The organism is Sorangium sp. So ce302 (genome assembly GCF_051530145.1).
GTDB classification, from domain to species: Bacteria; Myxococcota_A; Polyangia; order Polyangiales; family Polyangiaceae; genus Sorangium; species Sorangium cellulosum_B.
Genome location: NZ_CP150326.1, coordinates 1,909,015 through 1,923,571 on the forward strand (window position 1 = coordinate 1,909,015; position 14,557 = coordinate 1,923,571).

Consider the following 14,557-nt stretch of genomic DNA (forward strand, 5'->3'; position numbering starts at 1 on the left):
CGCGCGGATAGCGTGGGTGCATGAGGAGCTGGGAGCAGCAAGTCCAGGCCGTGGCCGCCACGCTCGGCCTCGACGCGCAGGGCGGCGAAGCGAAGGGCCTCGTCGCGGGGCGTCCCGTCTCCGTGGAGCTCAGCGACTCAGAAGATCGTCCGCACGTCCTCGTCCATGGCTCGCTCCGGCCACCCCTCGATCTGGGCCTCGAGATGGCGCGCAGGCAGACGACCCTGGGCTTCGTGAACGCGGTCTTGACCGGCAGCGACGACCTCGACAGCGAGTTCTCGATCGCAGCGGATGACCCCTCCCGGACAGGGGATCTCTTCACCGTGGCGCTCCGCGAGCATCTCGTGGCGCTGCACCGCGCGTCCTACGAGCTCCGCGTCCATGATGGCGGCTGCACGCTCTCCGAGCGGTACGGATCCACCGATGAGGCGTGGATCGTGCGCGCCGCCCACAGCGCCGCGCAGACCGTCGAGCTCCTCGACGATGCGCGCGCTGGCCTCCGCGCCGCCGCGTCGCTCGCCGCGCACGCGGAGGCGCTCCGCGCGCTCGCCTCGGCGCGCGGCCTCGCCTTCGCGAGCGTGCCGCTCTCGATCACGGGCCGGATCGAGGGGGGCCCGATCGAGGTCGGCTCGGCGCGCGCGGCGCGCGGACGCCACCGGATCACCGCGCGCGCGAGCTTCGAGACCGAGCTCGGCCTTGGCCTCGCCGTCCGGCGCGAACGACTCCTCGACGGCCTCGTCACGATGCTGGGCGGGCAGGACATCGTCGTTGAGGACGAGGCGTTCGATCGCCGCTTCCACGTGCGTGTGGATCCGCGGCAGACCGACCGAGCCCCCGCGCTGCTCGACCCTGGCGCCCGTGTGGCCCTCCTCGCCCTCGACGAGCGCGCTGGCCCCGTTACCATCGACGATCGCGGCGTGACCGTGGGACCGATCGCCCCCTCGATCGCGCCGGACACGATGGTGTGGGCCATCGACACGCTCGACGAGGTGCGCGCAAGGATCGAGCGCAACCTCCTGCGTGGCCCCGGGGGCGGGCCCTACCGCTAGCGATGTACGGATCGGGGCGCACGCCGTGATCCGGTGCGCCCGAAAGCCCGCATGGCAGGCGCGGCGGTCGCCGCCCTCGACGACGCGCAGGGCGCATTGCGAGTACGTATCTCGATTTCTCTCTCTCCGAATCATTGCCCGCGCCAGGGCCTGTTTGCCGCGATTTGCTGGGCCTGCCCGGGGCCGACGGGCTTCGCGTGAACGGCAGAGTCCGCCATTCGCGTGGAGAGCCGCGCTTGACGCCGTGATCGACAGGTCCGCATAATCGCGCCCATGAGCTACATCGACGGTTTTGTCACTCCGGTGCCCACGGGCAAGAAGGCAGCTTATCGCGAGGTCTGCGTGAAGGCCGCCGAGGTCTTGCTGGAGTATGGTGCGACGCGGGTCGTCGAGTGCTGGGGCGACGACGTCCCCGACGGCAAGATCACCGACTTCAAGGGCGCGGTGAAGGCCGAGGCAGGCGAGACCATCGTGTTCTCCTGGATCGTGTGGCCATCGAGGGAGGTGCGCGACCAGGCGGGCGCGAAGATGAGGGACGACCCGCGCATGCAGATGACAGAGAACCCGCCGTTCGACCCCAAGCGCTTGATCTCGGGCGGGTTCGCTGTCCTCTTCGACTCGAGCGGAGAGGAGCGCTAGGCGAGCACCAAGGTCAACAAGATCACGCCGCACCTCTGGTACGCGAAAGAGGCGGAGGTGGCGGCCCGGCTCCCCGAGGTGATGCTCGAGATGGGGGAGCTGGACATCGCCGGTCTCAAGGCCGCGCATGAAGCGCGCTGAACGCCGGCGCAGGGCGCCCCGCTGTGGGCGCCTGCCGATCCTCCCGCGTGAACGCGAGCCGCCTGCAGCCTTGTCCCGCCCCTCGGTAGCGCACGCGTGTGCCGGTCGAGCGCCATGCTCCGCGCTTTCTTGGTATACAGACCAGGACGGAACCGAGGGTACGGATGAGCTGTGACGCGGATTACATGGCTGTCGTTGCGGAGAACCAGCAGCTGAGGCAGCGCATCCGGGAGCTGGAGGAGGCCGAGGAGGCGCGGGATCGCCTCCAGGCGGCGCTGCGCCAGAGCGAGGAGCATGCGCGCGTCTTTGTCACCTACAGCCCGGCTGCCGTGGCCATGTTCGATAAGGACATGCGCTACATCCTGGTCAGTCACCGCTGGCGGGAAGATTTCGGCATGAAGGAGCAGGACATCATCGGCCGATGCCATTACGATCTCTTCCCCGAGATCCCCGAGCACTGGAGGGAGATCCACCGGCGCTGCATCGCAGGCGCCACGGAATCGAATGATGAAGAGCCCTTCCCGCGGGCCGACGGGAGCGTCGACTGGGTGCGCTGGAAGATCTTTCCTTGGTACAAGTCGAGCGGCGAGATCGGCGGGATCATGCTGTTCACGGAGGTGATCACCGATCGGAAGCGGCTCGAGGATAAGCTCCGGCTGCAGGCGAAGACGCTCCTGGAGCTGTCGACGCCCATCGTGCCCATCAGCCAGGGTGTCCTCGTGCTGCCGCTGGTGGGCGTGCTAGACGCGGCGCGGGCGCAGCAGATGATGGAGAACCTGCTGAGCAAGGTGGTCGAGCGGCAGGCGCGGGTGGCGATCATCGACGTCACCGGCGTGCCGCTCATCGACACGGCCTCGGCGAGCGCCCTCCTGCAGGTGGCGCGGGCGGTCCGGCTGCTCGGGGCGCAGGTCGTCCTGACAGGCATCCGGCCGGAGGTGTCCCAGGCCATCGTCAGCCTCGACATCGATCTTGCCGGCATCGTGACCCGCCGCGACCTGCAGAGCGCGATCTCGTTCGCGACCGGGATGAGCTTGGCGCCCGCGTCGGCGTCCCAGCCATGACGGGAAGACGTTGCGTCCCCGCTCGGCGTTGTGCGTTCTTCGAACGTGCATCGTGCATGACGCGCCCAGCGACACGCCGAGGACGACCGGGGTGAGGGGGGCGCGTCCTGGCGCCAGCCGATGACAGCGCCGGCGCACGCGCGCTCCGAAAGCGTCGGTGAATGCGACCGTCTGGGTCGAGCCGGGGCAAATGGGGCTGCATCGGCCTCGGGGAGCGGGGCGCCCGCGCTAGGGGTTGATGTGCGGCGCCCGACTCCCGCCATTGCTGGAGTAGTCTCCGCTGTTGTCGATGATGTACACGATGATCGCATAGTTAGAACCGGACGCGATGATCGGCAGATTGATCTGACCTCCTGATGTCGGTAGCACTACCGTCCCTTGTTCGCCGCTCGGAAACAGCTGGACAGCGGGCGTTTGCTGCCCGCTGGCGCCCTGCGCGACCTGACCCGAGAATGCGTAGCTTGACGGCAAGCCCTTGCTGGCCGTCTGCGCGAGCTGGCCCGAATCTGAGGAGCCGCCCTGCACCTGCTCGAGCTCGTCCGAGGTGGTGCCGATCGTCTCGGCGTTCGCTTCCTCGAGATCGACCTCGTCCTGATCGAGGTCGCTCATCGACTCCGGCTCGATCACGCAGCCTGTCGTGAGCGCCGCGAAAATTATCCCGAGCCAAACTACCTGTTTGTGCACTGACAGCATATGTCCCCCCTCAACGTCCGATGACGGCCATGCCGCGGACCTCTGAGGTTACTGTGGAGCAGGCCGTGTGCCTTTGGGAGCCTGTGTAGTTGCTGCCTCGCAGAAAATGAGCAACCAGAGCAGAGCGTTTTCGCCGACCAAGACACGTTCGTTGCGGCCGGGACTCATGGCCGGCGTCCAGGCCGTAGGTAAGTTCTGCGAACATTGCTCCGAGCGAAGATCGAGCGCTTCCGTTCTTTGTGCCCTCGAGCCCTGGTCAGGACTCGGGACATCGCTCCGAAGCGGCGCTCCTGCGTGGCAGAGCGCCATCGAGCAGGCCGGGATTCTCCGTCCTCATCGCGGCGTGATGGGATCCGGTGAAGCTGCGGACAACCGCTGCGCCACACCCACGCTGCGTGTTCGAGCGCTGCGAGGGGTGGAGGAACGAGCGTTCCGACCGAGCCGCCCCGGAACTCGCGTTCGAGGTCCGCACCGGGCGGGGCGTCATGCTCACCGCCTCGCTCCCGCTCCCTTCGAAGCAGCAACGTCTGCGCAGCATCGACGTGGTCCCAGCCGGTCCCCACTGTTGCTCCAGCAACACCCGCGAAGCACGCCCTGCTTCTGGAGCAGCAGGGCGGTGTCCGATATAGCGGACTTTCGTCTTCTACGGCGGACATAAGTCTGGCACGTCTCATGTATATGCATAAAGGCACAAAGGAGGCGGAGCAACGTTCGCCGATTGGCTCTCCTGACATGGTGCGCGGCGCGTGCTGCGATCCGTTGATCTTCCTTCGTCGCCGGGAGGTGCCGGGTCCTTCGAGGCCTCTCCGTCTCTCCCCCGGGACGGCGCTCTGGAAAGAGCGGGCGCCGCTGCTCGCGGAGCGCACCAGCAGAGTTTCCGCCCGGCCTGCCTTGCTGGCAACGGCGAAGGTTTGGTCCGCGCAATGCAACGCGTCAGGGCGAAAGCTCACCTGAAGGCAGCTATGAAGAACCCAGCGATCGCGCGCGGCGCGATCTCACCTGTCCTCGCCAGCTCGACCATGCCGAACGCCCGCGCGGGCGTGCCGACTGTCGGGCGAAGCCGCGCCGCCTGTGGCGCGCCGGCAGAGAGGCGCTCTCCCGCGCTCCCCCGGCGCTCGCGGCGGCTCGCGCCCCGCCGGATCGGCGCTGACGTCGAGCGATGGACCGCCACGCGCTGTAGGGGCGCCGCGCTCGCGGCGCTCTAGCTCGAAGGCCTCTCACATTCTCAGCACAGGAGCGGGCGCCTGGTCGGCGCGCGGCCTCGTGCGCCCTGGGCGTGGCTGCCCGGCGCCGATGGCCGCCGCGCGACCGCGCGATCGCGCCATGGAGTCATCGTCATGAGCGTCTCATCCTCTCACCTCTCGCTGAAAGACGGCAAGAAGACCTCTCGCTCGCGGGTGGTGCGCGACAAGCTCGATTATCCGGTGATCGACACCGATCTGCACACGATCGAGTTCGCGCCGATCCTCGAGGATTACATCGCGAAGTACGGCGGCGCGAAGTCCGTCGACGAGTTCCGCGACGCGATCAACCGGGGTTTCGGCTACCTGAGCAACGAGTGGTACGAGCTCACGCCCGAGCAGCGCGCGGCGCAGCGCTCGATCCGCCCGCCGTGGTGGGCGCTGCCGACGAAGAACACCCTCGATCTCGCCACGGTGTCGCTGCCCAGGCTGCTGCACGAGCGGCTCGGCGAGTCGGGGACGGACTACGCGGTTCTTTTCCCGAACGTCTCGACGTTCGCCACCCACGTCGGCAAGGAGGACCTGCGCCGGGTGCTCATCCGCGCGGTCAATGCCTATCACGCCGACGTGTACCGGCCGTACGCCGACCGCCTCACGCCTGTCGCGGCCATCCCGCTGCACACGCCGGAGGAGGGCGTCGAAGAGCTCGAGTTCGCCGTGCGCGAGCTCGGCCTCAAGGTCGCCCTCATCCCGGGCAACCTCCGGCGGCCGATCCGGTCGGTGGCCGAGAAGTACCCGTCGCGGCACCACCCGGACGTCGCGCGGCACGCGAACTGGCTCGACACGTTCGGCGTGGACAGCGAGCACAACTACGACCCGTTCTGGGCCAAGGCGGTCGAGCTCGGGACGGTGCTGACCACCCACTCCGCCGGGATGGGGTGGACCAGCCGCAGCTCGGTCTCGAGCTACATGTACAACCACATCGGCCACTTCGCCTCCGCCTCCGAGGCGCTCGCGAAGTCGCTCTTCTTCAGCGGCGTGACCCGACGGTTCCCCGATCTCCGCGTCGGCTTCCTCGAGGGAGGGGCGGCGTGGGGCGCGACGCTGTTCGCGGATCTGGTGGGGCACTGGGAGAAGCGCAACGGCAGGGCGGTCCAGAACTACAACCCTGATCTGATCGACGCGAAGCTGCTGTACGCGCTCTACCAGCAGTACGGCGGCGAGGAGGTCGGGGCGCGGCTCGGCGACATCCACGCTGTCCTCGGCGGGGCGCTCGGCGTCTCGAACAACTCGCGGAGGCAGCCGCAGGACCCGGGCGCGCTCGACGACTTCGCGGCGGCGGGCATCGAGCGGATCGAGGACATCCGCGACCGGTACGTGCCGAACTTCTACTTCGGCTCCGAGGCGGACGACCCCACGATCGCGTACGCGTTCAACACGAAGGTCAACCCGCTCGGCGTCCAGCTCAACGCGTTCTGGGCGTCGGACAGCGGCCACTGGGACGTGCCGGATCTGACCGAGGTCCTCGCGGACACCTGGAGCCTCGTCGAGCGCGGGGCGCTCACGGAGGCGAACTTCCGCGATCTCGTGTTCACCCACCCCTACAACTTCTTTGCCGGCAAGAACCCCGGCTTCTTCGCCGGGACCGCGGTCGAGCAGAAGCTGCGGAAGAGCAAGGCGGCCTGACGTGGAGCGTCGGGCGGGGCGACGGAAGCAGCCCCGCCCGACCGTAGCTGTGAATCAACGAACCCCTCTGGATCCATTCATGCGTTTGCTCGACCGCTCAAGAACCGCCATTTCATCGATCCTCGCGACGAGCCTCGTCCTTTGCGTGACGCAGGCGAGCGCGCAGAACCCGCCCGGCAGAGCCCAGGGCGAGCGTCCCGCGCCTGCGCCTGCCGGCGCGGCCCCTGCGCCTGCCGGTGCGGCTGCGGCGCCTGCTGGCGCAGCCCCCGCCGCGCCGGGCGCCGCGACCGCCGCCCCGGCTGCTCCCGGCGCCACCCCCGGCGCGCCGGACCCCGGCGCCCCGCCCGCGGGCGACGCAGCCGCGGAGGCCTTCGTCGAGCCCGATCCCAACGCCGTCACGCGGGACGACCTGCAAGGGCTCGTCACCGACCTCGAGAACTTCAAGTTCCAGTGGCAGCGAGAGCGCGATCTCCACACCGCCCTCTCGACCCGCTCCCTCCTCGTCGGCGGCGTCATCCAGGCGCGCATCGGATGGACGGAGCAGCCGGTGAACACGGCGACCTCGAACGATCGCAAGGTGACGTTCGACACGGGCGCCGCGACCCTCACGTTCAATGGCATCCTCTACAAGGACTACGAGGAAGGCCGCAACCTGACCTACTCGGTCCGCTTCGGCGCCTCGCCCCAGCAGGCGAGCAACAACAGCTTCCTCAACCTGCTGGACGCCCAGCTGGCGTACTCCGTGCTCCCCACCCTCGCCCCCGAGGACTGGGTCCTGCAGGTCACCCTGGGCCAGCAGCTCCTGCCCTTCGGGCTGGAGGTCCCCGCGAGCGAGGAGCTGAAGCCGGTGATCACCAACGCGCAGTTCACGACGAAGCTCGGGCTGAACCGGCGCGACCTCGGGCTCATCGTCCGCGGCGACGTGCTGCCGCAGGTGGACTACGGCTACAACTACCGGGCGCCCCTCCTCGCCTACGCGATCGGCATCATCAACGGGAGCGGGCCGAACACGCCCGACGACAACAGCGAGAAGGACATCATCGGCCGCCTCGCGTTCACCGTGCCGTCCGACTACAACTCCATCCTCCGCCAGATCACGCTCGGCGGGAGCGCGTACATCGGCTGGCAGAACACGTTTCTCAAGGACGAGAAGAAGACGCTGTCCGGCAAGGGCGTCAAGCGTCGCTTCGGCGGCGACATCTACTACAACCACTATCCGATCGGCGTCACCTACGAGTTCATCTACGGCCAGGACGACGTGACGCTCGGGACGACGGCGGAGGACCCCCGGAAGACGAGGCAAACCAGCCTGTCGCACGTGGCGACCTTCTTCTACAACTGGGGCGAGCAGTTCCTGAGGGGCTACCGCAACCAGGGCCGCTACGACGACTGGTGGCCGAAGACCTACCAGCCGTTCCTCCGCGTCGACCTCTTCGACCCCAGCACCGAGGTGCAAGAGAACCGGGTCGACGTCTACACGCTCGGCTTCAACGTCTTCTTCGCGGAGACGACGAAGTTCCAGCTCAACGTCAACCGTCGAGACGACCGCACGAGCACCGAGGGGGCCAAACACGAGGTCCTAGCCCAGCTCCAAGGCTCCTTCTAGAGGGGGGCTCACCCGCTTCGGATACGGGCCCACCTCGGCGTCTTCGGTGCTCGGCGTACTGGAGTACGCCTGCGCGCCGAAGACGCCGATCTGGGCCCGTCTCCTGTGCGGGTGAGCCCCCCTCTGGGGGCGGTGTGTGGCAATGAGTTCAGAGAGGAAATTTATGAGACGAGCTTTGATGTTGGTGCAGATACTGGTCGCGGCGATTTTGACGTTGACGGCGCATGTGGCGCGGGCGGAGGCGCCTGGCGTTATCCGGGTGGCATTTGCGGGGGCGGGGATCGGGAACCGGCCGTTCGTCGGCGGTAGCAGCTTGAGCGTGGTGCACGCGCGGGGGCTCCTGGAGGAGGAGTTCAAGAAGGACAATATCAAGATCGAGTGGTCCTTCTTCAAGGGGGCCGGGCCCGCCGTCAACGAGGCGTACGCGAATCGGCTGCTCGACTTCGCGCTCCAGGGAGACCTGCCGTCGAGCATCGGCAGGGCGGGGGGGCTCAAGACGAAGCTCCTCGCGGGGGTGTCGACGAGGCAGCATACGTACCTCGCCGTCCCGGCGGACTCGTCGATCGCGTCGCTCGCGGACCTCAAGGGGAAGAAGGTCGCCCTCTTCAAGGGCACGAATCTGCAGCTCGCCGTCAACAAGATCCTCGCGGGCAGCGGGCTGTCGGAGCGCGATCTCCGGATCCTCAACATGGACAGCGCGACCGCGAAGGCGGCGCTGGCGACGAGGGACATCGACGCCGCCTTCGGCGGGTACGACCTGCTCACGCTCCAGGATCAGGGGGTCGCCAAGATCGTCTACTCGACGAAGAACGACTCGCCGGCCTACCTGCGGCAAGCCCACCTGATCGTCACCGAGGACTTCGCGAACAAATATCCCGACATCACGAGGCGCGTCGTCAAGGTCGTCGTGCAGGCCGCCCACTGGATCGCGCAGAACGAGGCCAACCCGGCGCCGATCTACCAGCTCTGGTCCAAGTCGGGGGTGCCGTACTCGAACTTCAAGGCGGACCAGACGGGCGACTCGCTCAAGGTGCGGGCGAGCCCCCTGTTCGATGAATACCTGATCTCCCGCTACAAGGCGGCCGTCGCCGACGCGAAGCGGTTCGGCCTGATCAGGAACACGTTCGACGTCGACTCCTGGATCGATCTGCGGTTCCTGAACGCGGCGCTGAAGGAGCTGAACCTCGAGGGCTACTGGCCCGAGTTCGACGTGAACGGGAAGGTCAAGCACCCCGGGAGGTCATGAGAGGAGAGCGCGCGGCGAAGGGGCCTAGCGCAGGGCGGAACGCCACGAGAGAAAGGCAACCAAGATGACGCAGCAGGGAATTCAAGAAAGCCAGACCCAGGCCGGCTACAAGCTCGCGGCGCCCGACGTGGCGCTGCCCGCGGGCGGCGCCTCCCGGCTCCTGTCGCGGAAGGTGGGCAACGTCGCCGTGGGGCTCGTCTTCCCGGCGGCGCTCCTCCTCGCGTGGAGCTACGCCTCGCAGCGCGAGCTGATCCCGGCGCAGATCCTGCCCGCGCCAGGGCTCGTCGTGCAGACGCTGACCGAGCTCGCGAGCTCGGGCGATCTGCACACGAACATCGCCATCAGCCTCGGTCGCGTCCTCGGCGGCTTCGCCGCGGGCGGCGCGGCGGGCCTCGCGCTCGGCATTGCCATGGGGCTCTCGCGGCGGATCGAGGAGCACGTCCACCCGCTCTTCAAGGCGCTCGCGCAGGTCCCCGCGCTCGCGTGGCTGCCGCTGGTCATGATGGTGGCGGGGATCGGCGAGTCGCTCAAGCTGATCCTCATCGCGCAGGCGAGCCTCATCCCCGTGGCGATCAACACGTTCGAGGGCATCAAGAACGTGCCGAGATCGTACATCGAGGTGGCCCGGGTCTTCCGCTTCAGCCATGCTCAGCTGCTCCGGAGGGTCGTGCTCCCCGCCGCGGTGCCGTCCATCGCCGTCGGCATCCGTTACGGCCTGACGCAAGCGTGGCTGTCGCTCGTCACGGTCGAGCTCCTGGCCTCGTCCGAGGGCGTCGGGTTCCTGATCGTCTGGGGCCGCCAGCTGTTCCAGCTCGACGTGGTGCTCGCGGCGATCCTCGTCGTGGGGATCGTCGGGCTCGTGCTCGACAAGGGGCTCGAGGCGATCGAGGCCCGCCTCCTCCGCTGGCGGCGCGCCGCCCTGTAACACCTCACCGAAGACGCCCTGGTACACCTCACCGAAGATCACACACGATGAGCGCCATCACCCATGCTCTGATCCAGCCGCGGCTGCGGCGCGGCCTGGTCCTGCCCGTCCTGCTGTTCGTCGCGTGGCTCGTGGTCTGCCGCTACGAGCTCGCCAGCACCCGCATCCTGGTCCCGCCGCTCGCGGTCTGGAAGGCCGCGAGCGCGCTGCACGAGAGCGGCGATCTCTGGGCACACCTGCGCGCCAGCCTTGTCCGGGATCTCCTTGGGCTCGCGCTCGGGATCCTCGCGGGCGGCGCCGTCGGCGGCCTGCTCGCCGTCTCGCGCACTGCCGACAAGCTGTTCTCACCGAGCTTCAACGCGGCGAAGCAGGTCGCGCTGTTCGCGTGGATCCCGCTCATGTCGGTGTGGCTCGGCGTGGGCGAGCAGGCGAAGATCGCCTTCATCGCGCTCTCCGCCTTCTACCCGGTCGTCGTGAACACCTATGAAGGCGTGCGCAGCGTCGGTGTCGAACACATCGAGGTGGCGCGGGTGCTCCGCCTCTCGCGGTGGCAGATCCTCCGCAAGGTCATCCTGCCGTCCGCCGCGCCGTCGCTCTTCGCGGGCGTGCACCAGGGGCTCATCTACGCGTGGCTCGGCACGCTCGGGGCCGAGTACCTGCTCGAGCCCGCCCCCGGGATCGGCAGCCTGATGGTGGACGGGCGCGAGCGCTTCGCCATGGATCTCGTGCTGGTCGGGCTGATCGTGTCCGGCCTCGTGGGCTTCGGCCTGAACGCGCTGGCCAAGGCCGCGGAAGACCGCCTGTTGCGGTGGCGCGTCCGCGGCGTGTGAGCGTCGACAACGTCGTCAACGTCGTCAACGTCTGATTCCGTCTGCTTCGTCTGCTTCGTCTGCTTCGAGGAGGAACTCATGGGCTCGCCTGGAGTCATCAACATTCGCGATGTCAGCAAGAAGTACGTGGTCAAGGACAAGCCCCTGGAGGTCCTCCGGGGGATCGGCCTGACCATTCACCCCGGCGAGTTCATCAGCGTCGTGGGCACGAGCGGTTGCGGCAAGTCGACGCTCCTCCGGCTCCTCGTCGGGCTGGACGGCGACTACGAGGGCGATATCCTCGTCGGCGGCGCGCGCGTCGAGGGGACGAGCCTCGATCGGGGCATCGTCTTCCAGGAGCACCGGCTCTTCCCCTGGCTCACCATCGAGCAGAACGTCGCGCTCGGGCTCGAGAGCTCGGCGTGGACGCACGCGGAGAAGACCCGCGCGGTCGACGAGCACCTCGAGCTCGTGGGCCTGTCCGGGTTCAAGCGGGCGTACCCGCACCAGCTCTCCGGCGGGATGGCCCAGCGGGCGGCGATCGCGCGAGGGCTGGTCAACCGGCCGGGCATCCTGCTGCTCGACGAGCCGTTCGGCGCGCTCGACGCGCTGACCCGCGCGAAGCTGCAGCAGGAGCTCCAGCGCATCTGGCAGGAGGAGCAGATCACCATGATCCTCGTCACGCACGACGTCGAGGAGGCGGTGTTCCTCGGCGATCGCGTCGTCGTGCTCGAGCCGCGGCCCGGGAGGATCAAGCGCGTCGTCCCCGTCAGCGCGCCGCGACCGAGGTCCCGCACCGATCACGAGATCAAGGCCCTCGTCGACGAGGTGCGCGGCTACCTCCTCGAGGCCTAGCGTGACGGATCGAGGCGCAGCGTGACGGGAAGCCCGAAGCCATCTGGGACAACCGGTGGGGCCGCGCCAGAGAAAGATCTCTGGCGCATGGCAGGTACATCCGTTATAATGGACGAACCATCCGCTATTCGCTATTATGGTGAGTGAAGCCCGATGACGATGCCCTTGCTCACGCTTCCCAACACGAGCTCGTTGGCCCTTTCTGTGCGCGCCAAGGCGCTTGTCTTCGAGGATCCACGCTCGCAGGCGATCCTCGAGCGGATCCGGCAGCTCTCGCCGAGCGACGCGACGTTGCTCGTGACGGGGGAGACCGGCACGGGCAAGGAGATCGTGGCCCGTCACATCCACACGTTGAGCCACCGGCGGGGGCGGCCCTTCGTGGCGGTGAATTGCGGCGCCTGGTCGGAGTCCCTCGTCGAGAGCGAGCTGTTCGGCCACGAGAAGGGCGCCTTCACGGGGGCGACGACCTCGAAGGCCGGGTGGTTCGAGGCGGCGGACGGCGGGACGCTGTTCCTCGACGAGATCGGGGATCTGTCGCTGCCGCTCCAGGTCAAGCTGCTCCGCGTGCTGCAGGAGCGCGAGGTGGTGCGGCTCGGCTCGCGCCAGCCGATCCCGATCGACGTGCGGCTCGTCGCGGCGACCAACGTGAACCTGGAGGAGGCGGTGATCGCGCGGAAGTTCCGCGAGGATCTCTTCTACCGGCTCAACGTGGCGACGCTGGCGCTCCCGCCGCTGCGCGAGCGGCCGGGCGACATCCTCCCGCTGGCGCGCTACTTCCTCGAGCTCTACACGCACCGGCTCGGCTCGGGGCCGGCCGTGCTCACGGCGGAGGCGACAGCGCGGCTCCTCGGGCACCCGTGGCCCGGGAACATCCGGGAGCTCGAGAACGCGATGCACCACGCGCTCCTGGTCTGCAAAGGCCAGGAGGTCACCCCGGCGGACCTGCGCCTCACGGCGCTCCAGCCGAAGGCCGGGGCCAGCATTCCTCCGCCGGAGCAGGGGGCGACGGACGCCGTGTCCCAGGTCAGGCCGACGCCGCAGGCGACGGCGTTGGAGGGCGCGCTGCTCGCGATGTTCGAGCAGAACCTGCCGAACCTGCACGAGCAGATCGAGGAGACGATCATCCGGACGGCGTACCGCTACTGCGATCGCAACCAGCTCCAGACGGCCAGGCTGCTCGGCATCAGCAGGAACATCGTGCGCGCGCGGCTCGCGCAGTTCGGGGAGCTGGCGCGCTACCGGGCGTCGCGCGGCGGGACGGCGGCCGCCGCGTTCGGGCGAGGGGAGGCGAGCCCCGCGCCGCGCGCCCCTGGGACGACCTGAGCGAACGTTGAGCCAGCGCGTCAGCTCGGCTGTGATTCTTCAACGCCACGCCTGCCTCGCCGGACGCGCAACGCTTGATTGAAGACGCGCTGGTGACGTCGACCAGGCGCGTCGCGTCACCCGCTCTTCCCGGCTCCCAGCTCCCCAGCTCCGCTTCCTGCAGGCAGGGCCCGCAGCGCGGGCTCAAGTGTGGCTCGCGCCCGTGGAGGGCTGCCCGGCCTTGGTCTCGATCCAGCGCTCCAGATCGGCGCGCGAGCTCACGCCGCTGCGGCGATCGAGCTCTCGCCCTCCGCTGAAGAGCACGAAGGTGGGCACCCCCTGGATGCGCCGGCGCCCGGCCTCCGCCGGATCGGCGTCGGTGTCGAGCTTGAGGACCAGCACCCTGCCCGCATTCCTGCGGCCGAGCTCGTCGAGGGCCGGCGCGACGACACGGCACGGGCCGCACCAGGTGGCCCAGTAGTCGACAAGGACGGGGACAGGAGAGCTCGCAATCGCCTGCTCGAGCGCGGCCCCGTCCACCGGCTGCGGAGCGCCCGTCGTGTCGAGGTGAGCCTTGCAGCGGCCACAGACCGGCCGATCCTTGACCCTCTGGTCCGCAACCCGGTTGATCGAGCCGCAACGGCCGCAACGGTAGATAGCCATGCTCCTTCTCCTTGCCGTCGCCGCGTGCCGCGGCATTGCGAGCAACTTGGGTCCGGCGTACGCCTTGGCAACCAGGGGGCGTGCGCGCCGTGCGGCGGACGCGGCGGTCGGCGAGCGGGCTACCGCGGCGAGGCTTCGCAGGCCCGTCGCGTCACCTCGTGGCGGTAGTCGAACATCCGCTCCAGCTTGCGCCGCACGAACAGGCCGCCGCCGAGCCGGCCGATCGCGCCGAGCGGGAGCTCGTACTCCACGCGGTCCGTGAGGTAGCAGCCGCCCGAGCCGTCGGGGGCCATGCGGTGCGTGTGCACCCAGCGCTTGAACGGCCCGCTGCGCTGCGTGTCCTGGAACATCCGGCCCCGCTCGTACTGCGTGTGCTCCGCGACCCAGCGCAAGAGGACGGGGCCGACGCGCGTCTCCACGACCACGCGCGCGCCGACGAGGATGCCTCCAGTCTTCTCCAGCACGCGCGCGTGCTCCCAGGGGGGCGTGAGGCGCTCGAGGGCGTCAGGCTCCTCGTGGAAGGCGAAGACCCGCTCGGGGGGCGCGGCGATGCGCGTGCGCTTCTCGAAGGTGGGCATGCGCGAGCATGGATCGCATCACGCCCCTCTTCGAGGAGCGCACGCGCATCACCGCCGCTCCTGGCGACAGCACGCCGGAGAGGGGATGTCGCTTGGTTGTTTCACCGACGACATATTCTCACA

The 14,557-nt window shown here is 68.7% G+C and carries 13 protein-coding genes; 10 read left to right on the forward strand and 3 right to left on the reverse strand.

Going from position 1 to position 14,557, the window contains the following annotated elements:
- Positions 1 to 20 precede the first annotated feature (20 nt).
- The 3 genes from WME73_RS07345 (at position 21) to WME73_RS07355 (ending at position 2,890) form a co-directional block, all read left to right on the forward strand.
- A complete protein-coding gene (locus tag WME73_RS07345) occupies positions 21 to 1,049 on the forward strand; it encodes a hypothetical protein (protein WP_437915218.1) in 1,029 nt (342 codons plus the stop codon).
- 273 nt (positions 1,050 to 1,322) lie between these two features.
- On the forward strand, positions 1,323 to 1,688 hold the full coding sequence (locus WME73_RS07350; RefSeq protein WP_437915219.1) for a DUF1428 domain-containing protein: 366 nt from the start codon (positions 1,323 to 1,325) through the stop codon (positions 1,686 to 1,688).
- Positions 1,689 to 2,014: 326 nt separating this feature from the next.
- Positions 2,015 to 2,890 carry a PAS domain-containing protein gene (locus tag WME73_RS07355; protein WP_437915220.1) on the forward strand — a complete coding sequence of 292 codons (876 nt, stop codon included), beginning with the start codon at positions 2,015 to 2,017 and terminating at the stop codon, positions 2,888 to 2,890.
- A gap of 228 nt (positions 2,891 to 3,118) precedes the next feature.
- Here WME73_RS07355 and WME73_RS07360 read toward each other — a convergent pair whose 3' ends face one another.
- Positions 3,119 to 3,583, reverse strand: coding sequence for a hypothetical protein (locus WME73_RS07360; RefSeq protein ID WP_437915221.1), 465 nt, complete (start codon positions 3,581 to 3,583; stop codon positions 3,119 to 3,121).
- Positions 3,584 to 4,920: 1,337 nt separating this feature from the next.
- On the opposite strand from WME73_RS07360, the gene WME73_RS07365 reads away from it, so the two are divergent.
- From WME73_RS07365 to WME73_RS07395, 7 genes are all read left to right on the forward strand, one after another.
- Entirely contained in the window at positions 4,921 to 6,450 is a 1,530-nt protein-coding gene (locus WME73_RS07365) for an amidohydrolase family protein (protein ID WP_437915222.1), read from the forward strand.
- Positions 6,451 to 6,595: 145 nt separating this feature from the next.
- Complete coding sequence (locus WME73_RS07370) at positions 6,596 to 8,056, forward strand: hypothetical protein (RefSeq protein ID WP_437915223.1); 1,461 nt, start codon at positions 6,596 to 6,598, stop codon at positions 8,054 to 8,056.
- A 163-nt stretch (positions 8,057 to 8,219) separates the two neighbouring features.
- Positions 8,220 to 9,302, forward strand: coding sequence for an ABC transporter substrate-binding protein (locus tag WME73_RS07375; protein ID WP_437915224.1), 1,083 nt, complete (start codon positions 8,220 to 8,222; stop codon positions 9,300 to 9,302).
- A 64-nt stretch (positions 9,303 to 9,366) separates the two neighbouring features.
- Positions 9,367 to 10,227: an ABC transporter permease gene (locus WME73_RS07380; protein WP_437744776.1), complete on the forward strand. Its 861-nt coding sequence runs from the start codon at positions 9,367 to 9,369 to the stop codon at positions 10,225 to 10,227.
- Between the two features lie 47 nt (positions 10,228 to 10,274).
- Positions 10,275 to 11,057, forward strand: coding sequence for an ABC transporter permease (locus tag WME73_RS07385; RefSeq protein ID WP_437915225.1), 783 nt, complete (start codon positions 10,275 to 10,277; stop codon positions 11,055 to 11,057).
- Positions 11,058 to 11,135: 78 nt separating this feature from the next.
- Positions 11,136 to 11,891: an ABC transporter ATP-binding protein gene (locus WME73_RS07390; RefSeq protein ID WP_437915226.1), complete on the forward strand. Its 756-nt coding sequence runs from the start codon at positions 11,136 to 11,138 to the stop codon at positions 11,889 to 11,891.
- Positions 11,892 to 12,050: 159 nt separating this feature from the next.
- Complete coding sequence (locus WME73_RS07395; RefSeq protein WP_437747953.1) at positions 12,051 to 13,214, forward strand: sigma-54 interaction domain-containing protein; 1,164 nt, start codon at positions 12,051 to 12,053, stop codon at positions 13,212 to 13,214.
- A 183-nt stretch (positions 13,215 to 13,397) separates the two neighbouring features.
- On the opposite strand, the gene WME73_RS07400 is transcribed toward WME73_RS07395, so the two are convergent.
- Positions 13,398 to 13,856, reverse strand: a complete 459-nt coding sequence (locus WME73_RS07400; protein WP_437915227.1) for a thioredoxin family protein — start codon at positions 13,854 to 13,856, stop codon at positions 13,398 to 13,400.
- Between the two features lie 119 nt (positions 13,857 to 13,975).
- Positions 13,976 to 14,434 carry an SRPBCC family protein gene (locus tag WME73_RS07405; RefSeq protein ID WP_437915228.1) on the reverse strand — a complete coding sequence of 153 codons (459 nt, stop codon included), beginning with the start codon at positions 14,432 to 14,434 and terminating at the stop codon, positions 13,976 to 13,978.
- Positions 14,435 to 14,557: the final 123 nt, after the last annotated feature.